This is a genomic window from Allobosea sp. P1_A7 (assembly GCF_056406775.1).
The window spans coordinates 1-21485 of record NZ_JBFTZN010000144.1 but is presented as its reverse complement, the minus strand read 5'-3'; the positions used below and the strand labels follow the sequence as shown (position 1 = coordinate 21485).

Sequence of the window (21485 nt, the reverse complement as noted above, 5' to 3'; positions counted from 1 at the left end):
CATCTCCGCCTCAGGTGAAACGGGCCGGTGCAAACGGGGCAGGATCGACGAAGACCTTCTCGCCGGTCACCATCTCGGCAACCATGCGCCCGGTCACTGCGGCCAGCGTCAGCCCGTGATGGGCATGGCCGAACGAGAACCAGAGATTGCGGTGCTTCGGCGCCGGGCCGATGATCGGCATCATATCAGGCGTGCAGGGGCGGTTGCCGAGCCAGGGCTCGGCATCGACCCGCTCGCCGAGCGGGAACAGCGTCTTGGCGATCGGTTCTGCGCGAGCGAGCTGAACCGGCGTCTTTGGCGAGTCGCGCAGCGCGAACTCGGCGCCCGTGGTCAACCGAATGCCCTTCACCATCGGAGCCAGGAAGTAGCCGCGCTCGGTGTCGAGGACAGGGTGGTTCAGCACGGCGTTGCCGAGCGGCTTGTAGTGCATGTGGTACCCGCGCTTGACCGCGAGCGGCAGGTGATAGCCGAGCCGGTTGGTCAGGACATCGGCCCAGGGGCCGAGCGCGATCACGGCGTCATGCGCGCTGGCGCGGGTGCCGTCGGCGAGCGCGATGCTCCAACCCTGGCCGTCCTGCGCGAGCGTGCCGGCATCGCCCTGCGCAAGTTGTCCGCCGAGCTTTTCGAACAGAGCGACATACGCCTTCGACAGGCCAAGCGGGTCGATCACCGTGACTGGGTCGGTCCAGTGCAGGCCGCCGATGAGGCTCTGGTCGAGATGGGGCTCCTCGGCTCGCAGCGTCGCGACATCGAGCGGGCGGTAGTTCAGCCCGAATTCCTTGTTCCACTTGGTCGCCTCGGCCAGCCTTGCATCCTGCTCGGCCGCAGAGCGGAAAACCTTCATCCAGCCCTTGCGGCGCAGCAGATGCGTCGCCCCGGCTTCGGCCGCGAGCGCGTCATGCTCGGTGACGCAATGCTCGATGAGGGTGGCGTATTGGTGAGCGATCGCCTCGTGCTTGGAGGGGCGCGAATGCAGCCAGTAGGACAGCAGGAAGGGCGCGAGCTTGGGAATCGCGTTCCAATGATAGGACGCGTCGATGGTGTTGTTCATCGCGTAGCGGAACAAGGCGCCGAAATCATGCGGGAAGCCGTAGGGATAAACGCCTTCGCGCTGGATCAGTCCGGCATTGCCATAGCTGGTTTCCTCGCCTGGTCCGCGCCGGTCGACCAGCAACACGGAACGGCCGGCCTTCTGCAGGTGCAGCGCCACCGAGATGCCGACGATCCCCGCGCCGAGAACAATCGTATCGGTCCGCATTTTTACGCTCCTGTCAGCCCTGTTGCCTCGCTCAAAATACCGCTCTGCGCCGCGATGTCAGCGGCATGGTGTATATTTGCGGTCGAACGGCGAAAGTTTCGCAAGTTTTGCGCCAACCAGGTGCGGATCGCGCGCTGCGCTTACAAACTGTTCTCTTCCGCGCAAGATTCTGCGCCACGCAGAACCGGTCTTCCCGAACGGCGGGTGACGCCGGCGCCGGGATCGGCCAGTGTGGCGCAGTTGTCGCACCGATTCAGGCCTTCATGCTCTCGCGTTTCGCCGCCTTCCTCGCTGCAGGCCTTGCCCTTCTTGGCCGCTACGGCACGCAGGGCTTCGCACTTTCGATCTTTCTGGGGCTGGCACTGCCGCAGTTCTCGGCGGCGGCGCGGCCGCTGCTGCCGGTCACTATCTTCTGTTTCACCACGGTCGTCTTCCTGCGCGCCGATTTCAGCATCATAGCCGGGCTGATCCGCCGTCCCGGCAAGCTGATCGTCACCTGCCTGTGGCTCATTCTCGGCCCGGCGGTGCTGATCGGCGCTGCGTTCCTGCTCGTCGGTCGCGCGGCACTCGATCCCGGCCTGATCCTCGGGCTTGCCATCATGGGCGCGGCACCGCCGATCATGTCTTCGCCGGCGGTCGCGATCCTCTACGGCTTCGAGCCTTCGCTGATCATCGCGGGCGTGGTGGTGACCACGGTGCTCAGTCCGCTGGTGGCCCCGGTGGTGGTGGAGCTGCTGGCGGGGGCTGCCGTGCCGCTGGATCGCTGGGCGCTGACGCTCCGTCTCGTGCTGTTCGTCGGCGGCGGCATGGTGGTGGCGGCGATCCTGCGGCACTGGCTCGGCGCAGCCCGGATCCGAGCGATGAAGGCCAATCTCGATGGCTTTGGCGTGCTGATGTATTTCATCTTTGCCATTGCGGCGATGGATGGCGTGACGCGGACAGCCATGGCCAATCCCGGACAGGTCATGCTGTTCCTGGCCATCGCCTTTTCGGTTTCCGCCGCCGGCCTTCTGCTCACGACACTCGCCTTGCGGATGTTCAAACGCTCGGAACGCTTCATGATCGGCTATGGCACCGGTCAACGGAACATGGGGTTGCTGGTTGCTGCGCTTGGGGCCGGCGTGCCGCAGACGACTTTCCTGTATTTTGCACTGGCGCAGTTCCCGATCTATCTGCTGCCCTGGCTGCTGCGCGGCATCGCCGGGAAGATCAAGCGCGCTGAAACGCCTGCTGACGCGGGTTGACGATCCGGCCTGAGACGATCGCTCCAGCAATCCAGGAGCGATGCCATGATCACTCTCTATTCCGGGCCTCTGAGCCTGTTCTCCCGCAAGGTCGAGATCGCGCTGCGGGAGAAGGGCCTCGCCTTCGAGCGTATCATGGTGCCGTTCAACCAGGTTACTGGCTACGATCCGCGCCACCCCGAAGTGCTGGCGCTCAACCCGAAGCGGCAGGTGCCGGTGATCAATGACGAGGGGCTCGTCCTCTACGATTCCACCATCATTCTCGAATATCTCGACGAGGCCTATCCCCTGCCACCGCTCCTTCCCCGCAATCCAGCGGCCAGAGCGCGCGCGCGGTTGGACGAGCTTTTCGCCGACGAGATCCTGTTCGCCGCGCTGCGGCCGCTGATGCACCGCAACGAGCCGCCGACGACGGATCGCAACAAGCGCGCAGCACAGGAGACGGATGCGCTGATCGCCGAGGCCGAGCTCGAGCAGCGCTATTGCGGGCTCAACGAGAGGCTGGCGGGTCGCGACTATTTCGGCGAGGCCCTCTCGGTGGCCGATATCGGCATGTTCATGAGCGTGTTCTKGGCCGTGCGCCTCGGCGGCCCGGCGCTTGCACGCTATCCCGACCTCTCAGCCTGGTTCAGCCGGTTGGGCAGCCGGCCGGCCTTCGCGACGGCGGTGGAGGAGGTCGAGGAAGCGGACCGGCGACTGTCCTACCCCGTCAAACGCCGCTGAAAGCTCCCGGTTTTGATTGCAGCGCTGGCCTGCGGGCGCTAAACGCTTCGCGCATGACCAGCCCCATCCGCATCGCCCCTTCCATCCTCTCCGCCGATTTCTCGAAGCTCGGGGAGGAGGTTCGCGCGATCGATGCAGCGGGCGCCGACTGGATCCATTGCGATGTGATGGACGGGCATTTCGTGCCTAACATCACCTTCGGTCCCGATGTGCTGAAGGCGATCCGTCCGCACACCAAAAAGTTCTTCGACGTGCATCTGATGATCGCGCCGGTCGACCCCTATGTCGAAGCCTTCGCCAAGGCGGGCGCTGACCTGATCTCATTCCATGTCGAGGCCGGCCCGCACGCGCATCGGACGCTGCAGGCCATCAAGGCGCAAGGCAAGCAGGCCGGCATCGTGCTCAATCCCGGCACGCCGGAAAGCGCCATCGAGCCGCTCCTAAACGATGTCGACCTGATCCTGCTGATGACCGTCAATCCGGGCTTTGGCGGCCAGAGCTTCATCCATTCCGTGGTCGAGAAGATCGCGCGGGTGCGCGCCATGATCGGCGAGCGTCCGATCGCACTCGAGATCGATGGCGGCGCCACGCCGGAAACGGCACCATTGGCCACGAAAGCCGGCGCCAACGTGCTCGTTGCCGGCTCGGCAGTGTTCAAGGGCGGGCCATCGGCCTATGCCGGCAATATCGCCGCGATCCGCCAGGCGGCGGAAGCCGCCCGCGGCGACTGGGTTTGAATTTGTAACTGCGCCGTCATTCCGGGCGCAGCGAAGCGAAGCTCCGGAGCCCATTGCAGTGCGCCTTGCCCTGCGATGGTGTCTGGATCGGCGTGGCTTCGCCGCTTGTCCGGAATCACGTCGCGCGCTGTCCTGAAAGGCCAACCATGATCCCGCGCTATTCCCGTCCCGAGATGGTCGCCATCTGGGAGCCGCAGACGAGGTTCCGGATCTGGTTCGAGATCGAGGCGCATGCCACCGACAAGCTGGCCGAGCTCGGCGTCGTGCCGAAGGAGGCCGCGGCGACGATCTGGGCCAAGGCCAGGGACGCGGTCTTCGATGTCGCCCGCATCGACGAGATCGAGCGCGTCACCAAGCATGACGTCATCGCCTTCCTGACGCATCTGGCCGAGATCGTTGGCCCCGAGGCGCGTTTCGTGCACCAGGGCATGACCTCGTCGGACATTCTCGATACCACGCTGTCGGTGCAACTCGCACGCGCCACCGATATCCTGATCGCCGATGTCGACGCGCTGCTGGCCGCGATCAAGCGCCGCGCGTTCGAACACAAATTCACGCCGACGATCGGCCGCTCGCACGGCATCCATGCCGAACCGGTGACCTTCGGCCTCAAGCTGGCGCAGGCCTATGCCGAGTTCAGCCGCTGCCGGGACCGTCTGGTCGCGGCCCGCTCCGAGATCGCGACCTGCGCCATTTCCGGCGCGGTCGGCACCTTCGCCAATATCGATCCGCAGGTCGAAGCCCATGTCGCCGAGAAGATGGGCCTCGCCGTCGAGCCGGTCTCGACACAGGTGATTCCGCGCGACCGTCACGCCATGTATTTTGCGACGCTTGGCGTCGTTGCCTCCTGCGTCGAGCGCCTGGCGACCGAGATCCGTCATCTCCAGCGCACCGAGGTCTATGAGGCGGAGGAGTTCTTTTCGCCGGGCCAGAAGGGCTCTTCGGCGATGCCGCACAAGCGCAATCCTGTGCTGACCGAGAACCTGACCGGCCTTTCGCGCCTCGTTCGCGGCATGGTGACGCCGGCGCTTGAGAATGTCGCGCTCTGGCACGAGCGTGATATCTCGCATTCCTCGGTCGAGCGCATGATCGGCCCCGATGCCACGGTCACGCTCGATTTCGCGCTCGCGCGGCTTACAGGCGTCGTCGACAAGCTGCTGGTCTACCCGCAGAACATGCGCAAGAATCTCGACCGGCTCGGCGGCCTGCATAATTCGCAGCGCGTCCTGCTCGCCTTGACGCAGGCCGGCGCCAGCCGCGAGGAGAGCTATTCGCTGGTCCAACGCAACGCGATGCGCACCTGGGAACATGGCGAGGATTTTCTCACCAATCTCAAGGCCGACAAGGACGTGACGGCGAAGCTCTCGGCTGCCGAGCTCGAGGCGATGTTCGACGAGGGCTATCATTTCAAGCATGTCGACACGATCTTCGCGCGCGTCTTCGGGTAGCCTGAACCCATGCGGATTGCTGTCCTCGCCGATATCCATGGCAATCTCGCTGCGCTCGAGGCGGTCGCCGAGGATCTGAAGCGCACCCGGCCCGATATCGTTGTCAATCTCGGCGATTGCCTGTCCGGGCCGCTGCAGGCGCGCGAGACAGCCGATTTCCTGATGGCGCGGAACTGGCTGACGGTGCGCGGCAATCATGATCGCTATCTGGCCGAGAGGCCCCGCGAGGCTCTCGGCCTTTCGGATCGGGCCGCGGCCGAGCAACTGGATGAGCGGCATTTCGCTTGGCTGCGCTCATTGCCGTTCATGGCGCGTGCCGCGGAGGATGTGGCGCTGTTCCATGCCACCCCGAGCGCCGATGACGTCTACCTGGCCGAGCGGCCAACGCCACATGGCCACGCGCTTCGTTCCGATGAAGAGGTTCGGGCGAGCCTTGCAGATGTCGATGCGACGCTGATCCTCTGCGGCCATTCGCATATCCCACGGGCGATGGAACTCTCCGACGGGCGTAGCCTGTTCAATCCCGGCAGCGTCGGATTGCCGGCCTATGACGATGACAAACCCTTTCCGCATGTCATGCAGGCGGAAAGCCCGCATGCGCGCTACGGCATTGCCGAGCGCTGCCGCGCGGGCTGGCGCTTTTCGTTTCACGCCCTACGTTACGACTGGTCCGCTGCGGCTGACCTTGCCCTGTCCCGGGGCCGACGCGACTGGGCTCATGCCCTGTCGCGTGGCCTCGTCCTGAAACCCGATTGATTGCAATGCGCTCGTCCGACGCCGACATCCTCATCATTCCTGGCTGGTCCGGCTCCGGCGCGGACCATTGGCAGAGCCGCTGGGAGGCCAAGCTCACTACCGCCCGGCGCATCGAGCAGGACGATTGGTACAAACCTGCCCGGGACGCCTGGGCAAACCGGATCGTCGCCGCGGTCCGTGAAGCCAAGCGGCCGGTGGTTCTGGTTGCCCATTCCGCCGGCGTCAGCGCGGTGGCGCATGCGGCAGAGCATCTGAAGCCCGGCGAAGTCGCGGGAGCTTTCCTGGTTGCGCCGGCCTCCGAGCGCGCGAAGCAGGCGATCCCCGGTATGGCGCACGACTTCATCGCGCATCGGCGCGAGAAACTGCCATTCCCCGCCATCCTCATCTCCAGCACGACCGATCCCTACTGCGCGCAGGATGAAGCAAGGGCGCTGGCCGAGGCCTGGGGCGCCGAGTTCGTCGATGCCGGCGATGGCGGCCATCTCAATTCAGAATCCGGGCATGGTCCCTGGCCGGACGGTCTGCTGCGCTTCGCAACCTTCCTCAAGACACTGTAGAACTGCCCGCCAAACGAAACCCGCCCCGGATCGCTCCGGGACGGGCTGGTCGGATCAGGATCGATTAGCAGCCGAGATCAATTCTCGACGTAGGTTATCTTGCCGTCGGCGCCCTTCTTCCAGGTGTAGACGGTGTAGTCCGGACGGGTGATGTCGCCCTTCTTGTCGAAGGAGATGTCGCCGATCACGGTCTTCACGGCCTCCCCTCCATGGAGCGCGGCGGCTATCTTCTTCGGGTCGGTCGAGTTCGCGCGCTTGGCGCCTTCGGCCATGATCTGCACGGCGGCGTAGCTGTACAGCGTATAGGCTTCCGGCTTGAACTTGCGCGCCTCGAACTTCTTGAGGACGGCAGCAGCCTCGGGACGCTTCTGCGGGTCCGGCGGGAAGGTCATCAGCGTGCCTTCAACGCCGGGACCGCCGATCGTGGCGAACTCGTCGGTTGTGATGCCGTCGCCGGAGACCAGCACGGTCTTCAGGCCCTGGTCGCGCATCTGGCGCACGATCAGACCGCCTTCGGTGTGCAGGCCACCCCAGTAGAGGTAGTCGGCACCGGCTGCCTTGATCTTGGAGACGAGGGCCGAGAAGTCCTTCTCGCCCGCATTCACGCCTTCATAGAGCACTTCCTTGGCCATAGGTCGTCTTGTCGTGGACGACGGCGATCTTCTTGTCCTTGAAGTTCTTCAGAAGATAGGCGGCGGCGACGCTGCCCTGCTGGTCGTCGCGACCGCAGGTCCGGAAGGTGTTCCAGAGACCGCGCTCGGTGACCTTCGGGTTGGTGGCCGAGGGGCTGATCATCAGGATGCCGTTCTCGGCGTAGACTTCGGATGCCGGCATCGTGACGCCGGAGTTGAAGTGACCGACCACCCACTTGACGCCGTCGCCGACGAACTTGTTGGCGACGGAGACGCCTTGCTTCGGATCGGAGACGTCGTCGCCGACCGAGACGGTGATCTTCTGGCCGAGCACGCCGCCGGCCGCATTGATATCCTCCACCGCCTGTTCGACGCCGTTCTTGAGCTGTGCGCCAAAGGCTGCGTTCGGGCCGGTGATCGGGCCGCCGACGCCGAGCTTGATCTGAGCATTGGCCACGCCGGAGAAGGCGAGGACCGCGCCGAGCGCGATACCGCCCAACAGCAGTTTCTTCATGAGATGAGACTCCCCTGTATTGTCACTATGAACGGGCCAAAGTTTCGGCCCGTCTCGGCGCGTGGTGCCACCGTGAAATGCAGTCTTGCGCTTTTTCGACGGTCTGTCACGCGGCAAGCTCGGTGTGGTTTTTCGCTCTTTCAGAGGGGGTTAGCCGCCTTCCCGGGGCTTCCAGCCGAAGGGTCCGGTGCGCTCATAGAGCCAGCGATATTGCGTCGTCATCTGCCGGGCGCGGTTGTAGCGCCAGCCGGCAAAGCCGAAGGCCATCAGCACGATCGTGTCGATGATATAATAGTGCAGGGTCAGCAGAGTGGCCTGGAACAGGGCAAAATGGATGAAGCGGACGAAGAGGCCCAGCACGAGAATATAGAGCACCAGTTGGAATGCCGGCCGCCAGGTCATCGCCACCGCCCGCCCGGTCATCCAGGCCGCCCAGCCGCCCATGACGACGGTGACCAGCAGGAACAGCCAGATGGTCGGCTCCTCGTAGATTATGCCTTGCATCGTTGTGCTCCTAGGATTCTGAGCCTGATGTCGACCGCATGTCGCCCTGAACCTCGATGTGTCATGCGGCTCTAGTGCCGCCCGCCTTCGAGATAGGCGGCCCGGACTTGCGGGTTCGCCAGCAATTCCTGGCCGGTGCCGCTCATGGTGATGACGCCGTTGACCATGACGTAGCCGCGATGGGCGAGCTTCAGGGCGTGGAAGGCGTTCTGCTCGACCAGGAACACGGTCAGCCCCTGCGTGCGGTTGAGTTCGCGGATCGCCTCGAAGATCTGCTTGACGATCAGTGGCGCCAGCCCGAGCGACGGCTCGTCGAGCAGCAGCAGCTTCGGCCGCGCCATGAGCGCGCGCGCGATCGCCACCATCTGCTGCTCGCCGCCCGAAAGTGTGCCGCCGCGCTGCTGCAGGCGCTCGCGAATGCGCGGAAAGAGCTCGCAGATCTTTTCGAGATCCTCTTCGAAATGGGCGAGGTCGCGTACCGCGGCGCCCATCTGCAGGTTCTCGAACACGGTCATGCGCGGGAAGATGCGGCGCCCTTCCGGCGATTGGGCGATGCCGAGCCGGGCGATCTCGTGGCTCGGCAGCCTGGTGATGTCCCGGCCCTCATAGGTCACCGTGCCTTCACGGGCCTGCGGATTGCCGAAGATCGTCATCATCAGCGTCGATTTGCCGGCGCCGTTGGCGCCGATCATCGTCACGATCTCACCCTCATGCACGTCGACATCGACGCCCTTCAGAGCGATGATCTTGCCGTAATAGGTCTTGACCCCGCGAACGGAGAGCAGAGGCGCGGCGTCCGTCATCACAGTCCGACCTCTGCTTCCACTTTGGCGACTTCCTCGTCGTCGACGCCGAGATAGGCTGCGATCACGCGCGGATCGGCCTGCACCTCGGCCGGGGTGCCGTCGGAGATCTTGGTGCCATAGTCGAGCACCACGACGTGATCGGAAATCTGCATCACCACCGACATGTCATGCTCGATCAGCAGCAGGGCCGTGCCGATATCCTTGCGGATCGAGAGCAGAAGCGTGTTGAGATCGTGGCTCTCGCGCGGGTTCAAGCCCGCCGCGGGTTCGTCCAGGCAGAGCAGCACGGGGTCGGTGCACATGGCGCGCGCGATCTCGAGGCGGCGCTGATCGCCATAGGGCAGGTCGGCGGCCGGATCGTCGGCGCGATCGATCAGGTTGATCTTCTCCAGCCAGAACTTGGCCTTCTCGATCGCTTCCTTCTCGCGCGCCTTGTAGCCGCCGATGCCGAGCACGCCGAGGAAGGTGAAGCCCGACGCGATCATCAGCGGGTTGTGCTGCGCGATAAGCAGATTCTCCAGCACGGTCATGCCGCCGAACAGGCGAATGTTCTGGAAGGTGCGGGCGACCTTGGCCTTCCAGGAAATCCGGAAGTCGGGCATGCGCTCGAGCAGGAAGCTCGCGCCGCTGTCCTGGGTCAGCGTGATCATGCCTTCGGTCGGTTTGTAGAAGCCCGTGATGCAGTTGAAGACGGTGGTCTTGCCGGCTCCGTTGGGGCCGATCAGGGCGGTGATGTCGCCCTTGCGTGCCTCGAAGGAAAGATCGTTGACGGCGGTGAGGCCGCCGAAGCGCATCGTCAGATGTTCGACCTGAAGCAGAGGAGGGGTTGTCATCAGCCGTGGCCTTCCTGGACCATATCGGCCGAGATCGCCTTCTTCTCCTTGAGAAAGGCTGTCGGCTCGCGTGTCGATATCAGTCCGCGTGGCTTCCAGATCATGATTACGACCATGGCGAAGCCGAAGATCAGCATCCGGTATTTGGTCGGATCGAAATCGGGGCCGAAGATCTGCTTCAGCCAATCGAGTTCGCGCAGGAGTTCGGTGCCGCCGATCATCACGCTGGCCGCGATGGCGACGCCCCAGAGCGAGCCCATGCCGCCGAGCACGACGATGGCGAGAATGATCGCCGATTCCATGAAGACGAAAGACTCAGGCGAGATGAAGCCCTGGCGTGCAGCAAAGAATGAGCCAGCGAAGCCACCGAACATTGCACCGAGCGAAAAGGCCGTCAGCTTGGTGTTGGTGGTGTTGATGCCGAGAGAGCGGCAGGCGATCTCGTCCTCTCGTAGCGCCTCCCAGGCGCGTCCGACCGGCAGGCGACGCAGCCTGAGCKTGACGAACGCTGTGAGCAGGGCCAGTCCAAGGATGACGTAGTAGAGGAAGATGGTGCGATAGAGCGGCGAGAATTCGAGCCCGAACACTGCGGCAAAGCCGTCATCGGCCGCCGTGAACGGAATGCCGAAGAAGGTCGGGCGCGGAATGCCCGAGATGCCGGCATAGCCGTTCGAGAACTCGACCCAGTTGATCAGGATGAGGCGAATGATCTCGCCGAAGGCGAGGGTGACGATAGCGAGATAGTCGCCGCGCAACCTGAGCACGGGGAAGCCGAGCAGCATGCCCCAGAAGGCGGCGAGGATCCCGGACATCGGCAGCAGGATCCAGAAGGACAGGCCGAAATTCTTGGCGAGCAGCGCATAGGAATAGGCACCGACGGCGTAGAAGGCGACATATCCGAGATCGAGCAGGCCGGCGAGGCCGACAACGATGTTCAGCCCCCAGCCGAGCATGACGTAGATCAGGATCTGGACGCCAAAATTGTCGATCCACTTCAGCGCGCCGCCCCAGCCCGCCAGCGTGATGGCAATGATCGGGAAAGTGACGAGAAAGCCGAGCCCGGCCAGCGAGAACAGGCGCGAATGGCGCTGGAAGAAGCCGATCGTGCCATGCGGCAGCAGCCGCACCACCGATTTGCCTTCGCCGCGCTTCTGCTGGCGCAACGCCATCAGGAAGCGGCCGACGAAGATGATCGCAACAGCCCAGGCGACGGCGTCCCAACGTGGATCGAGGACGAGGACGTTGTCGAGGTTCTGGCGAGTGCCCCAGGCGATGATGGGGATGCACAGGCCGAAGGTGACGACGGCGGCGAAGGCGGCTTCCTTCAGCGCCTTCATCATGTCGAGTTGGCGTGCGGCCGGTAACTGTGTGACGGGAGCCATGCGTCAGACCTTCTCGACTTCGGGACGACCGAGGATGCCGGACGGCATGAAGACGAGCACCACCGCAAGGATGCAGAAGGCGGCGACGTCCTTGTAGTCGATGGTGAAATAGGCGGACCAGAACACTTCGATCAGGCCGATCAGCAATCCGCCGATCACGGCGCCGGGGAGGGAACCGATGCCACCCAGAACCGCCGCGGTGAAGGCCTTCACGCCTGGCGTGAAGCCGTCGGCGAAGTTCACGACGCCGTAGAGCACGAGGTACATCACGCCGGCGACGGCGGCGAGCGCTGCGCCCATCACGAAGGTGATGGAGATGGTGCGGTCGACGTCGATGCCGAGCAGGCCGGCCATCTTGCGGTCCTGTTCGCAGGCGCGCTGGGCGCGACCCAGAGAGGTCTTCTGCACGATGAACCAGAAGGCGGCGAGCAGGATCGCGGTGGTGAGGATGATGACGATCTGCTTGTAGGAGATCTGGACCGTGTAGGTCGCGCTGTCGATCAGCGTGATCGACCTGTTCAGCATTGGCGGGATCGACTTGTTGCGCGGGCCCTGCACGACCTGGACGAAATTCGTCAGGAAGATCGACATGYCGATGGCCGAAATCAGTGGGGCCAGTCGGAAGGAACCGCGCAGCGGCCGGTAGGCAACACGCTCGATCGTCCAGTTCCACAGCGACGTGAAGAACATCGCCAGCACCAGCACGAAGATCAATGCCAGGACGATGAGGCCGGCGCCGAACCAGGAGGCGATCAGCATGAAGAAGATCAGCGCGATGAACGCGGAGAGCATGAAAACGTCGCCATGGGCGAAGTTCACCATGCCGATGATTCCGAAGACCATCGTGTAGCCGATGGCGATGAGGCCGTAGATCGACCCCAGGGTCAGCCCGTTGATGAGCTGCTGGAGGAATACTTCCATTGACGACGTCTAACCCCTCGAACCAGCTCCCGTTCTCTTCGCCGGCATGACGCCGACGCATGCGGGATGCGATTGCTATGCAGAGCTACCAATGGCTTGCGCCTGCGACAATCCACCCATGCCATATTTCTGTCAAAAGCAATCTCGGACCGCTTGCTCTCGAAACAGGCAGAATTCTGTGCAGTGCAGCGCCAATTTGGCGCAAGATGATTGTCTATTGTGCGGTGCAGCATCCTCCTTCGTGCAAGTAAAAAGGGTGTTGGCGGGGGCTGCCGGGTGCGATCGGTCACCTTGCAGCCGCGGGTCTGCGGGGCGCGATCGTCGGTGACGATCGTGCTGTCGTCGATCATCCGGGGCCAGCCCTCGATCGAAGGTATAATAACGTCCTGGCACTGCCGCCCTTGGCGGCATGGTCGTGCGTCGGGGGATGTGAGGGGCGCGCCCAGCCGCTTCGCCAGCTCGCGGCCGATGGTCAGTTTCCCGCAGCCCGGCCAACCATTGATATGGATGATCAGGTCGGGATCAGCCATGCCGCCCCTCAGAACCGGTTCGGGCTGAAATGGCCGAGATCAATCGCCGACGGGCGACCGGCGATCAGATCGGCGACGAGGCCGCCGGTCACCGCAGATTGCGTCATGCCGTAATGGCCGTGTCCGAAGGCGAGCACGACGCTTGGGTTGCGCGCTGCCTTGCCGATCACCGGTAGGGAATCCGGCAATGACGGCCGGAAACCCATCCAGAGACGGCCACTGCCGAAGGCAGGCAAGCCGTCGACGAGGTTGGCGGCCTTATCATAGAGCGCCCGCGTCCGCGCGTGATTGGGTGGTGCATCGAGGCCACCGAACTCGACCGCGCCGCCAATGCGCAAGCCGCTGTCGAGCGGGGTCATGACGAAGCCATGCCCTTCGAAACCGATGGGCCGGGATGTCAGCCCCGTGCTGCCGGGGAAGCTGACATTGTAGCCGCGCTCGGTCTCGAGCGGCACAGCGTTTCCGAGAGCGGCAGCGAGCGGCCCCGACCAGGCTCCTGCGGCGATCACGGCGCGGTCGACCACGCGCTGCCAGCCGTCGCGGCCGATCAGGGCAGGGCGCGCGGCCATTGAGAGGTTGATGACCTCGGCCTTCTCGAATTGGGCGCCGCGCGCCAGCGCCGCCTCGAAAAGGGCGAGCGACAGTTCGAGCGGGTCGCTGATATGGGCGGTCTCGGGGTGGAACGCTGCTCCGACGAAGCGGTCCTTCAGGGCGGGTTCGAATTGGCGAAGCACGTCAGGGCCGATCATCTCGACCTTGATGCCAAATTCGGCCTGCCGCTGCGCAATACGCCGAGCTTCCGCGAAGGCGGCGTTGTCGGTGAAGGCGTAGAGACCGCCATTGCGATGAATGTGGCGGCTGAGATGCGTGGTCTGGGCCAGTTTCAGCCAGGCCGGCAACGCCTGTTGCTGCAGGGCGCCGAGGCCCTGGATCGAGCGTTCATAGGCGGCTGGGCGCGCGGCCAGGATGAAGCGGACGAGCCAGGGCAGGAGCTTTGGCAGATAGACAGGGCGGATGGCGAGCGGTCCAAGCGGATCGGCCAGGAATCTCGGCACCTGCCGCAGGTTCTTCGGGCTCGCAATCGGCAGGATGTCCGTGTGTGCGATCCAGCCGGCATTGCCGCGTGAAGGGCCGAAGGCCGGCCCTTCCTTATCGATGATCAGAACCTCGTGACCGTCGTCAAGCAGGGCATGCGCAGTGGCGATGCCCACAATGCCTGCTCCGACGATCGCGATCTTCATGAAAGGCTGAGCTCCTTCAGGGCGCCCGGCTTCTTCCCCTCGATCTCGATAAAGGCGATCGGGTGGTCCGAGCCGTTCATCACGTCATGCTGGATTCCGGCCGGGCGCATATAGGCCTGGCCCTGAGCCAGCGGAACGTCGCTGACTTTCGTCCCGTCATGGATTCGCAGCGTGCCGTCGAACAGCATGATGACGAAATAGGGCCAGCCATGGCTGTGCCAGCCGGTCACGGCACCGGGCTCGAAGTCCCAACGGGTRATGCGGATCGTCTCGTCGTCCTGCTGGACGGTTGGAACGGCGGGTGTCGTGCAGGTAAAGGCCACGGTACCTCCCGGAGAATGGATCAGAGTTTCGGCAGGCTAGCCACTTGGCTTCCGCTGCCTTGACGACGGCCGCAAGGCAGGCGCGCTCCGCACCCTCCCGTGCGATACATGTAGCGATCACGCGAGTTGATCACCGCCGCCTCGACCAGCTTGATGTTCTGGCCGAGTCGCGCCGCGACGTCGAGCCGCGAATAGGTCCAGCGACGGATTGCTCCGGTCTCGGCCCTGCAACCAGATTTGGCGAGAGATCGTCGACGCCGATATGCGCCGCGAAGCGATCGGCGCGGGGCGATCTCGGCGAAGTCGAGCTCGCCAGTGGGGCGTGAGCCTGGTGGTCCGGAAGGCAGGGCGCTGATGCATTTCGTCATCGCAGAATGCTTCTTGCGTATGAGGACGTTTCGCTTGCAGATTGCATTGCGGCTGCGGCCGGCCCGTATCGGTCATGGTGATATATCAATGCTGGATGTCGCGTCAATCCTCGCCTTCCGTCCCGCGGGAGCGAAATGAGCATGCGCTCAAACGAAGAAACCCAGCTGCCTCTCGATACGGATGTGCGTGTTCCGCCCGGCGCTGCGACGAGCCTCTCGGAGACCGCCTATCGCCGTCTTGAGGAGGCCATCGTGACGCTCTCCCTGAGGCCCGGCGCGGTGCTGACCGAAGCCCAGTTGATCGATCTCGTCGGGGTCGGGCGCACGCCGGTTCGCGAGGCCCTGATCCGCCTCGCACAGCAGGGGCTGGTCGACATCCTGCCGCGCAAGGGCGTCGTCGTCACCGGCATCAACGCCATCGACATCATGGCTGCTCTGGATGCGCGGGAGGTGCTGGAGAGGCTGATCGCATCGGATGCGGCGAAGCGGGCGAGTCCGCGCGAGCGCATCGTCATCATCGAAAAGGCGCGCGCCATGCGCGCTGCAGCCGAGGCCGGCGATGCCAACGCCTATATGCGGCTCGACAAGGAGCTCGATGCGGCGGTCGCCGCCGCCGCACGCAGCCCCTATGCGACACGCGCCGTCGAACCGCTGCAGGCCCTGATCCGGCGCGCCTGGTACTATTTCGAGCGCGAGGACGATCTGGTGCCCGCGGCGGGGCATCATGTCGCCTTCGCCCAGGCCCTGGCAACGGAGGATCCTGCCGCGGCGAGTGCAGCCAGCGATGCCCTGATGCAGCACTTGCGCGCCGGCATGCTGGCGACGCTCGGCCGCGACTGAGAATTGAGGGGCGCGCGCCATTGATATATCTATTTCGAGGGCCGTGGAGCCCATGACGGCATGACATTGCGGCTGTGCGCTGGCCATCGCGCCGGAAAATCCCTACATCAGCCGGCGAAGACCTCCACTCCTGCAGATCGGGCTGATGACCAAGACGTTCCAGGCCGTGCCCCATGTGACGGCCATTCCTGATGCGCCGGCCTTCCGTCAGGCAATGGCGCAGGTCACGAGCGCCGTGCATATCGTCACCACGCGGGGCACGACGGGCCGCGCGGGCCTGACTGCGACCTCGGTCGCCTCGGTGTCCGACGCGCCGCCGACCATGCTGGTCTGTGTCGACGGCATCAGCCGCACGCTCGCCGCGATCGAGGCGAGCGGGACTTTCTGTATCAACACGCTGGCGGGCGATGACGGGGATCTCGCCGAGATCTTTGCGCGGCGTCGGGGCATCGAAGGCGAGGCCCGTTTCGCGACGGCCGAGTGGACGACGCTCGTGACCGGAGCGCCGGCACTCGTCGGCTCGCTTGTCGCCTTCGACTGCAGGCTGATCGAGGTGCACCGTGTCGCGACCCACCGCATCCTGATCGGAGAGGTCGTGGCGATCGGCGGCCGGGGCCAGGGCAGCGGGCTGGTCTACCGGCGGCGCGGCTTCTCCGAGGTCTAAAGGGCCGTCAGACCTCTCCGGCTTCCTCGTCGACCTCGGCGAAGACGATGGCCGCTTCCTTGAAAGCGTGATTGGCGGCTGGCACGCCGGCATAGATCGCCGTCTGCATCAGCACTTCCTTAATCTCGTCGCGCGTCAATCCGTTGTTCAATGCGCCACGGACATGGATTCGGAACTCGCCCCAGGAGCCGAGCGCGGCTGCAATCGAAAGCACGATGAGCGAGCGCTCACGCTTGATCAGCCCCGGCCGGTTCCAGATGTCGTTCCAGGCGGTTCGGGTGATGAACTCCTGCCAGTCGCCGTTGAACTCGGTGACACCGGCACTGGCCTTGTCGACATAGGCCTCACCAAGCACGGCGCGGCGGGTCTTCATGCCATTGGCATAGCGGGTGGCGTCGTCCATGGCGGCCTCCTCAGGCGTTCAGGAAGTCGAGAACAGCCCGGCCGAAGGCCTCGGGCTGCTCCAGATTGGAGAGATGGGCGGCATCGAGCGTGACAAGCTCTGCACCGTGGATGGAATCGGCGATCTGCTGGCCGACGGCGGGCGGTGTGGCCGGGTCGAGCGCGCCGACAATCACCAGCACGGGCAGGACGATTGCCGAGATCGCCTCGCGCTGATCCATGTCGCGGATCGCGGCGCAGCAGCCCGCATAGCCGAGCGGTGGCGTGGTGGTGAGCATCGCACTCACGGCCTCCACGGTCTTTCCGTCGCGCTCGCGGAAACCCGGGCTGAACCAGCGTTCCAGCGTCGGCTGCACCAGCGGCCCCATGCCATTGGCGCGGACATTGCGGATGCGGCCGTTCCAGAGATCGGGCGGTCCCATCCGGGCGGAGGTGTTGGCCAGCACCACGCGGTGGAGCCGCCTGGGGGCATGGGTTGCGAGCCATTGCCCGACCATTCCGCCCATGGACACGCCGCACCAGTGCACCTTGTCCAGGCCGAAATGGTCCGTGATGCCGATCGCGTCGCCGGCGAGTTCGGCCAGCGAATAGGGCCGGTCTGGCGCCGTCGATTTGCCATGGCCGCGCGAGTCGTAGCGCAGGACGCGGAACTGCTTGGTCCATTCGGGAATCTGCGGATCCCACATGTGCAGATCGGTGCCGAGTGAGTTCGAGAGCATCAGGACAGGTGCGTCCTCAGGCCCGTCGAAGCGGATATTGAAGGGCTCGCCCCGGATGATCTCGATCGGCATCGTCCTGTCTCTCCCTGGCCTATTGTACCGCGATGTTGCCGTCGCTGCTGATCAGAAGCGTCTTACCTGCAAGCGCCGCTTGCTGCGATGCGGGCAGCCGCAGAGCCGGCGGCGTCGGCCAACCCATCTCACGCGCGACGACGAGGCCGAGCAGCAGGATCGCATCGGGCGCATCCATCAGGATCGCCGCGGGCGCGTTCCCGGCATGGACGAGTTCGAGCAGCACGGCCGAGGCAGAGGWCGAACCGATCGTGCCGGGCAGGGCGAGCACGGTGCCAGCGATGTTGCGGTCTCGCTCGGGATGGCGCGCGTCGATGATCATGCCCGTGCGCGGATCGACGCCGCCCCAGAAGCTGATTGCTGCGCTGAGCGCCAGGCACTCGCCCTTCACGTTGCCTCCGGGGATCAGGATTTCGCCCTTCAAGACCATGTCCTGGGCTCCCTGACGAGGCGACCGGCGACGGCGCTCTCGACGCATTCGGAGAGCGAGCCGTAGGTCACGGCGTAGCCGGTATTGCCCCGTGCATATTGCGCGAACTTGCCGGAGTTCGTCATCAGCACCGCGCCTTCGATCTCGGGCAGGATCGGCGTCACCACCACGCACGTATCGACGACGAAGATGACGCCGGCGGCTTCGAGGCGCTTGCGGCGCCCCTGCGCTTCCAGAGGTTGGAGCACGTGGCGACCGGTATTGGCGTAAAGCGGGCGGACAAGCGTGCGGTCGCCAAGCAGGCTTTCCAGCTCACTGATCTCCATCAGGGAAAGGTGCGGCGAGCCGATCGCGACGGCGTCGATACGGTTGGTGGCGCCTGCCGTGGAGAGCCGCGCAAGGGTCGCCTGCACCTCCCGATGCGTCAGCACGATGCGCTGTTTCGGGGGGCGGTGCCCGAGTGCCGTGGCGAGATCGGGAGCTTCGGGCGTGACACCGGCGACATGAAACAAGCCGACGCCTCCGGCCGAGGCAGCAGCCGCACCGAGCGCCTTTAGACGGTCCTCGGTCGTACAATCCTGAAGCCCCTCGATGACGACGACCGTGCTCCCGGCAGCGCGTCCAAGAAAGGTGCCGAGCACGGGATAGAACACATCCGACCGGCGCAGCTCCTTCGAGAGCCCTCCGACATCGAGCAGCAACTCCGCGACACGGTTCTCGGCGCGGTGGAGGCCGTAATCCGGGGCGCGCCCGGCAATCGCGCAGGCGATGTCGAGGAAATCGCCATAGCGGTTGGTGCGCGCGCCCAGCACCGAGTTGCAGAAGACGACGGCATTCGACTCGCCCCAGGCGACGTCGCTGCCCTGTGCGGGGCGGTGTCCGGCCTGGTAGGGCGCACAGGTCCAGCTCGGTTCGCAGCCCATCGCCTCATAGGCGCGCATCATGCGGGCCGCCATATCGCGCTGATGCGCGGCGAGGCGGATCGCGGCACAGCCGGCGGGGGCGAGGGAGCCGACATTCAGCGTCGCCCGCACAGCGACCCTGGCGCCGCCCTCGACCAGTTTCTCCGCGAAGAGCGTGCCGGAATCGCCGTGGTAGAGCGCGCCGTCGATATGGGCCGAGGCAACGGGTATCAACCTCCGCGCACCCATCAGGCGAGCGGCTTCGGCGACGATACGCAAGGCCATCGCTGAGCCGCCGCCTCGCGCGCCGGAGGCCATCGCCCGTTCCTCGTCGGTCAGTTGCAGCATGTCAGTCCATATACTCGCGCTCTTCTTCGTAGAGCGCGAGTATCCGGTCGATGATGCAGTCGCTCGCTCCGCGATAGGTCGCGGGATCGAACAAGATGTCGAGTTCGCTTTCACCAAGGCGGCCGGCGAGCGCCGGATGCTCGGCGAGAATGGACTTGAGATGCCTGCCGCTGGCCACGCAGTCGCGGCTTGCCTCCTCGAGCAGGTGATGCGCCTCGGCCCGGCCGATCGACGCTGCGAGCGTGAGCGAAACCCGCTCGGCCATGACCAGGCCGTGGGTGAGCTCGAGATTCTGCCGCATCCGTTCCGGAAAGACCTGCAGGCCCTCGATCAGCGCCACACTTTGATGGAGTGCCGTACCGGCGATGATGAAGAGTTCGGCAAGCGTGCGCCATTCGGCATGCCAGCCGCCCATGGCGCGCTCGTGCTCCTGCGGCATCGCCGCGAGCATGGTCGAGACCAGCCCCGGAGCGCGCTTCGCTCCGGCGAGGATCAGGGTGCACAGCACCGGGTTGCGCTTGTGCGGCATGGCGGAGGAGCCGCCCTTGCCGGGCGCTWCCGGCTCGGCCAGTTCGCCGATTTCGGTCTGCGCCATCAGCGCCGTGTCCTGCGCGATCTTGCCGAGATGCCCCATGACGATGCCAAGTTCGGCCGCGATCCGCGCCGGCCGGTGCCGCTCCGTGTGCCAGGGCGTCAGGACCGCGCCGATCGCCGGCATCGTCCTGCAGAAGTTCTGGAGCACGGCTTCAGCCTTGTCGCCGAGCGAGGCCAGGGTCCCGGCTGCTCCACCCAACTGATGCGAAGCCTGGCCGTAGATCATGAAATCGTCGTGGAAGCGAACGATCGGCCCAAGCCACTGCGCCACCTTGACGCCGAAGCTGATCGGCACGGCATGCTGGAGGAAGGTGCGCCCGATCATCGGAGTGTTTCGATGGCGCTTCGTCAGTTCGGCGAGGGCGTGGGCGAGACGGGCGGAGCGCCGGAGGATCAGCCGGTAGGCCGTGCGATATTGCTGGGCCTGGCCGGAATCGATCACGTCCTGGCTGGTTGCGCCATAATGCACCCATTTGGCCGCTTCCGGATCGACCGCAGCGACCTGGGCGGTCAATTCCTTGACCAGCGGGATTGCGGGGTTGCCTGCAAGAGTCGCGGCCTTGCCGATGGCGCCGATGTCATAAAGCTCGGCCTTGCAGGCCGCCGCGATCACGTCGGCCGCGGCCGCGGGGATGACGTCGGCGGCCGCTTCGGCGCGAGCGAGCGCGGCCTCGAAATCCAGCATGCCTTGCAGAAGTGCCCGGTCTTCGAACAGGCTTGCCATCTCGTGATCGGCGAAGAGCTCGCCATAGAGACCGGGCAGGTCAGTCATGGCGGCTCCGCGTGTTCGGAAATGCGTGGCGCAATGCAGGCTCGCTCCCCTTGTCTAGGCTGGCGCTTTCCGATCAAGGATAGACCAATGGGTCTTTGGATAGACCCGAGGCGCGCTCGCCCGCAACATGGGCCGTTCGGCGCAGCCAAGATGGAGGAGTGACGCCGTGGCGATGACGATGAATGGCGAGGTCACCTTACCCGCCAGCAAGGATGTGGTCTGGGCAAAGCTCAACGATGCCGAGGTGCTGAAGGCCTGCATTCCCGGCTGCGAACAGCTTACCAAGGACGACGATACGCATTTCTCGGCGGTGGTGAAGGTCAAGCTCGGGCCGGTGAAGGCGACCTTCCGCGGCAAGGTCGAGCTTGCCGATCTCGATCCGCCGAATGGCTACCGGATCGCGGGCGAGGGCGAGGGCGGGATCGCCGGATTCGCCAAGGGCGGCGCCAAGGTCGTGCTCAGTGACGCGGAAGCAGGGCAGACATTGCTGAGTTACGAGGTCGAGGCGCAGGTCGGCGGCAAGCTGATGCAGCTTGGTTCCCGACTGATCGATTCGGTCTCGAAGAAGCTTGCCGACGAATTCTTTGCGAATTTCGCCAAGGCGGTCAGCGAAGGCTGAGCGCGCCCAAAGCATCGGCCCCAAACGTGGATGCGGTTCTCGGGAAATCCGATGCAAATGCAGGAGGTTAGATCACCGAACCGGATACACTATCCGGTTCGGTGATCTACGAGGCCTTGCGCAGCGACGCGAGAGCCTCGCTGACGGTCGCTTCCGCCGCTCCGATCTGGAGCGCGATGTCCGACGCGGCTGTGTTGGCACGCTCGAGCGCTCTTGCCGTCGTGGCAAGTCCGTCATTGACGGCGGTCGCACTGGCGATGGCTTCGTCGGAGCTGTTTGCGACCTCGGCCGCATCGCGGGCGATGCTGGTCGTGACGAAGCTTTGCTGGGCGACGGCATCCGAGAT

23 protein-coding genes and 2 pseudogenes are annotated in these 21485 nt (G+C 64.9%); 9 read left to right on the top strand and 16 right to left on the bottom strand.

Annotated features, from left to right (window positions below; genetic code table 11):
- Positions 1-10 precede the first annotated feature (10 nt).
- Positions 11-1258 (bottom strand): NAD(P)/FAD-dependent oxidoreductase, encoded by a 1248-nt coding sequence (locus AC1D34_RS22865; RefSeq protein WP_476825420.1) that lies wholly within the window; start codon positions 1256-1258, stop codon positions 11-13.
- 263 nt (positions 1259-1521) lie between these two features.
- Between AC1D34_RS22865 and AC1D34_RS22860 the strand changes: the two genes are divergently transcribed.
- The 6 genes from AC1D34_RS22860 to AC1D34_RS22835 all read left to right on the top strand — a co-directional run bounded on the left by AC1D34_RS22860 (position 1522) and on the right by AC1D34_RS22835 (position 6723).
- Complete coding sequence (locus AC1D34_RS22860; RefSeq protein ID WP_441491460.1) at positions 1522-2502, top strand: hypothetical protein; 981 nt, start codon at positions 1522-1524, stop codon at positions 2500-2502.
- A gap of 45 nt (positions 2503-2547) precedes the next feature.
- Complete coding sequence (locus AC1D34_RS22855; RefSeq protein ID WP_476825419.1) at positions 2548-3225, top strand: glutathione S-transferase family protein; 678 nt, start codon at positions 2548-2550, stop codon at positions 3223-3225.
- 53 nt (positions 3226-3278) lie between these two features.
- Positions 3279-3962: a ribulose-phosphate 3-epimerase gene (gene rpe / locus AC1D34_RS22850; protein WP_476825418.1), complete on the top strand. Its 684-nt coding sequence runs from the start codon at positions 3279-3281 to the stop codon at positions 3960-3962.
- 146 nt (positions 3963-4108) lie between these two features.
- Positions 4109-5410 (top strand): adenylosuccinate lyase, encoded by a 1302-nt coding sequence (gene purB, locus AC1D34_RS22845; protein WP_441491457.1) that lies wholly within the window; start codon positions 4109-4111, stop codon positions 5408-5410.
- Between the two features lie 9 nt (positions 5411-5419).
- Positions 5420-6166 carry a metallophosphoesterase family protein gene (locus AC1D34_RS22840; RefSeq protein WP_476825417.1) on the top strand — a complete coding sequence of 249 codons (747 nt, stop codon included), beginning with the start codon at positions 5420-5422 and terminating at the stop codon, positions 6164-6166.
- 5 nt (positions 6167-6171) lie between these two features.
- Positions 6172-6723 (top strand): RBBP9/YdeN family alpha/beta hydrolase, encoded by a 552-nt coding sequence (locus tag AC1D34_RS22835; protein WP_441491455.1) that lies wholly within the window; start codon positions 6172-6174, stop codon positions 6721-6723.
- A 77-nt stretch (positions 6724-6800) separates the two neighbouring features.
- Here the strand turns inward: AC1D34_RS22835 and AC1D34_RS22830 are convergent.
- The 9 genes and pseudogenes from AC1D34_RS22830 to AC1D34_RS22790 form a co-directional block, all read right to left on the bottom strand.
- Positions 6801-7869: pseudogene (locus tag AC1D34_RS22830) on the bottom strand (branched-chain amino acid ABC transporter substrate-binding protein).
- Between the two features lie 150 nt (positions 7870-8019).
- Complete coding sequence (locus tag AC1D34_RS22825) at positions 8020-8373, bottom strand: DUF6867 family protein (protein ID WP_113514111.1); 354 nt, start codon at positions 8371-8373, stop codon at positions 8020-8022.
- Between the two features lie 71 nt (positions 8374-8444).
- Positions 8445-9176: an ABC transporter ATP-binding protein gene (locus tag AC1D34_RS22820; RefSeq protein ID WP_441491453.1), complete on the bottom strand. Its 732-nt coding sequence runs from the start codon at positions 9174-9176 to the stop codon at positions 8445-8447.
- Between the two features lie 26 nt (positions 9177-9202).
- Positions 9203-10012 (bottom strand): annotated as a pseudogene (locus AC1D34_RS22815) (ABC transporter ATP-binding protein); the annotation flags it as partial.
- Entirely contained in the window at positions 10012-11394 is a 1383-nt protein-coding gene (livM, locus tag AC1D34_RS22810; protein ID WP_476825416.1) for a high-affinity branched-chain amino acid ABC transporter permease LivM, read from the bottom strand. The pseudogene AC1D34_RS22815 and the gene livM, both read right to left, overlap by 1 nt.
- Before the next feature lie 3 nt (positions 11395-11397).
- Positions 11398-12315, bottom strand: a complete 918-nt coding sequence (locus AC1D34_RS22805) for a branched-chain amino acid ABC transporter permease (RefSeq protein ID WP_476825415.1) — start codon at positions 12313-12315, stop codon at positions 11398-11400.
- A gap of 538 nt (positions 12316-12853) precedes the next feature.
- The gene (locus AC1D34_RS22800) at positions 12854-14086 is read right to left on the bottom strand and encodes an NAD(P)/FAD-dependent oxidoreductase (RefSeq protein ID WP_441491452.1); all 1233 of its coding nucleotides are present in this window, start codon (positions 14084-14086) and stop codon (positions 12854-12856) included.
- Positions 14083-14409, bottom strand: a complete 327-nt coding sequence (locus tag AC1D34_RS22795; protein WP_441491451.1) for a cupin domain-containing protein — start codon at positions 14407-14409, stop codon at positions 14083-14085. The genes AC1D34_RS22800 and AC1D34_RS22795 overlap by 4 nt, the downstream gene beginning before the upstream one ends.
- Before the next feature lie 20 nt (positions 14410-14429).
- Positions 14430-14777 carry a hypothetical protein gene (locus AC1D34_RS22790; protein ID WP_476825414.1) on the bottom strand — a complete coding sequence of 116 codons (348 nt, stop codon included), beginning with the start codon at positions 14775-14777 and terminating at the stop codon, positions 14430-14432.
- 141 nt (positions 14778-14918) lie between these two features.
- Here AC1D34_RS22790 and AC1D34_RS22785 point away from each other — a divergent pair, with 141 nt between their 5' ends.
- Together AC1D34_RS22785 and AC1D34_RS22780 are read left to right on the top strand one after the other, a co-directional pair.
- Positions 14919-15617: a GntR family transcriptional regulator gene (locus AC1D34_RS22785; RefSeq protein ID WP_441476666.1), complete on the top strand. Its 699-nt coding sequence runs from the start codon at positions 14919-14921 to the stop codon at positions 15615-15617.
- Positions 15618-15762: 145 nt separating this feature from the next.
- The gene (locus AC1D34_RS22780) at positions 15763-16281 is read left to right on the top strand and encodes a flavin reductase family protein (protein ID WP_441491450.1); all 519 of its coding nucleotides are present in this window, start codon (positions 15763-15765) and stop codon (positions 16279-16281) included.
- A 7-nt stretch (positions 16282-16288) separates the two neighbouring features.
- Here AC1D34_RS22780 and pcaC read toward each other — a convergent pair whose 3' ends face one another.
- The 5 genes from pcaC to pcaB are packed head-to-tail and all read right to left on the bottom strand — an operon-like array spanning position 16289 to position 20520.
- Positions 16289-16684, bottom strand: coding sequence for a 4-carboxymuconolactone decarboxylase (gene pcaC / locus AC1D34_RS22775; RefSeq protein ID WP_441491449.1), 396 nt, complete (start codon positions 16682-16684; stop codon positions 16289-16291).
- 10 nt (positions 16685-16694) lie between these two features.
- On the bottom strand, positions 16695-17474 hold the full coding sequence (gene pcaD / locus AC1D34_RS22770) for a 3-oxoadipate enol-lactonase (RefSeq protein ID WP_441491448.1): 780 nt from the start codon (positions 17472-17474) through the stop codon (positions 16695-16697).
- A 19-nt stretch (positions 17475-17493) separates the two neighbouring features.
- The gene (locus AC1D34_RS22765) at positions 17494-17904 is read right to left on the bottom strand and encodes an aconitase X swivel domain-containing protein (protein ID WP_476825413.1); all 411 of its coding nucleotides are present in this window, start codon (positions 17902-17904) and stop codon (positions 17494-17496) included.
- Entirely contained in the window at positions 17895-19154 is a 1260-nt protein-coding gene (locus tag AC1D34_RS22760) for an aconitase X (protein ID WP_476825412.1), read from the bottom strand. Before AC1D34_RS22760 ends, AC1D34_RS22765 begins: the two co-directional genes overlap by 10 nt.
- A 1-nt stretch (position 19155) precedes the next feature.
- Positions 19156-20520 (bottom strand): 3-carboxy-cis,cis-muconate cycloisomerase, encoded by a 1365-nt coding sequence (pcaB, locus tag AC1D34_RS22755; protein ID WP_476825411.1) that lies wholly within the window; start codon positions 20518-20520, stop codon positions 19156-19158.
- 166 nt (positions 20521-20686) lie between these two features.
- Here pcaB and AC1D34_RS22750 point away from each other — a divergent pair, with 166 nt between their 5' ends.
- A complete protein-coding gene (locus AC1D34_RS22750; protein WP_069880024.1) occupies positions 20687-21139 on the top strand; it encodes an SRPBCC family protein in 453 nt (150 codons plus the stop codon).
- A gap of 106 nt (positions 21140-21245) precedes the next feature.
- On the opposite strand, the gene AC1D34_RS22745 is transcribed toward AC1D34_RS22750, so the two are convergent.
- The coding region (locus AC1D34_RS22745) for a hypothetical protein (protein WP_476825410.1) at positions 21246-21485 on the bottom strand (240 nt) is incomplete at its 5' end.

What these genes read in the sequence shown, in the direction of transcription:
- AC1D34_RS22790 (WP_476825414.1), bottom strand. Translation starts at nt 14,777, where the DNA reads ATGACGAAATGCATCAGCGCCCTGCCTTCCGGACCACCAGGCTCACGC.
- AC1D34_RS22825 (WP_113514111.1), bottom strand. Translation starts at nt 8,373, where the DNA reads ATGCAAGGCATAATCTACGAGGAGCCGACCATCTGGCTGTTCCTGCTG.
- AC1D34_RS22820 (WP_441491453.1), bottom strand. Translation starts at nt 9,176, where the DNA reads ATGACGGACGCCGCGCCTCTGCTCTCCGTTCGCGGGGTCAAGACCTAT.
- AC1D34_RS22800 (WP_441491452.1), bottom strand. Translation starts at nt 14,086, where the DNA reads ATGAAGATCGCGATCGTCGGAGCAGGCATTGTGGGCATCGCCACTGCG.
- pcaC (WP_441491449.1), bottom strand. Translation starts at nt 16,684, where the DNA reads ATGGACGACGCCACCCGCTATGCCAATGGCATGAAGACCCGCCGCGCC.
- AC1D34_RS22835 (WP_441491455.1), top strand. Translation starts at nt 6,172, where the DNA reads ATGCGCTCGTCCGACGCCGACATCCTCATCATTCCTGGCTGGTCCGGC.
- rpe (WP_476825418.1), top strand. Translation starts at nt 3,279, where the DNA reads ATGACCAGCCCCATCCGCATCGCCCCTTCCATCCTCTCCGCCGATTTC.
- pcaD (WP_441491448.1), bottom strand. Translation starts at nt 17,474, where the DNA reads ATGCCGATCGAGATCATCCGGGGCGAGCCCTTCAATATCCGCTTCGAC.
- AC1D34_RS22860 (WP_441491460.1), top strand. Translation starts at nt 1,522, where the DNA reads ATGCTCTCGCGTTTCGCCGCCTTCCTCGCTGCAGGCCTTGCCCTTCTT.
- AC1D34_RS22785 (WP_441476666.1), top strand. Translation starts at nt 14,919, where the DNA reads ATGCGCTCAAACGAAGAAACCCAGCTGCCTCTCGATACGGATGTGCGT.
- AC1D34_RS22780 (WP_441491450.1), top strand. Translation starts at nt 15,763, where the DNA reads ATGACCAAGACGTTCCAGGCCGTGCCCCATGTGACGGCCATTCCTGAT.
- AC1D34_RS22865 (WP_476825420.1), bottom strand. Translation starts at nt 1,258, where the DNA reads ATGCGGACCGATACGATTGTTCTCGGCGCGGGGATCGTCGGCATCTCG.
- AC1D34_RS22840 (WP_476825417.1), top strand. Translation starts at nt 5,420, where the DNA reads ATGCGGATTGCTGTCCTCGCCGATATCCATGGCAATCTCGCTGCGCTC.
- AC1D34_RS22760 (WP_476825412.1), bottom strand. Translation starts at nt 19,154, where the DNA reads ATGCTGCAACTGACCGACGAGGAACGGGCGATGGCCTCCGGCGCGCGA.
- purB (WP_441491457.1), top strand. Translation starts at nt 4,109, where the DNA reads ATGATCCCGCGCTATTCCCGTCCCGAGATGGTCGCCATCTGGGAGCCG.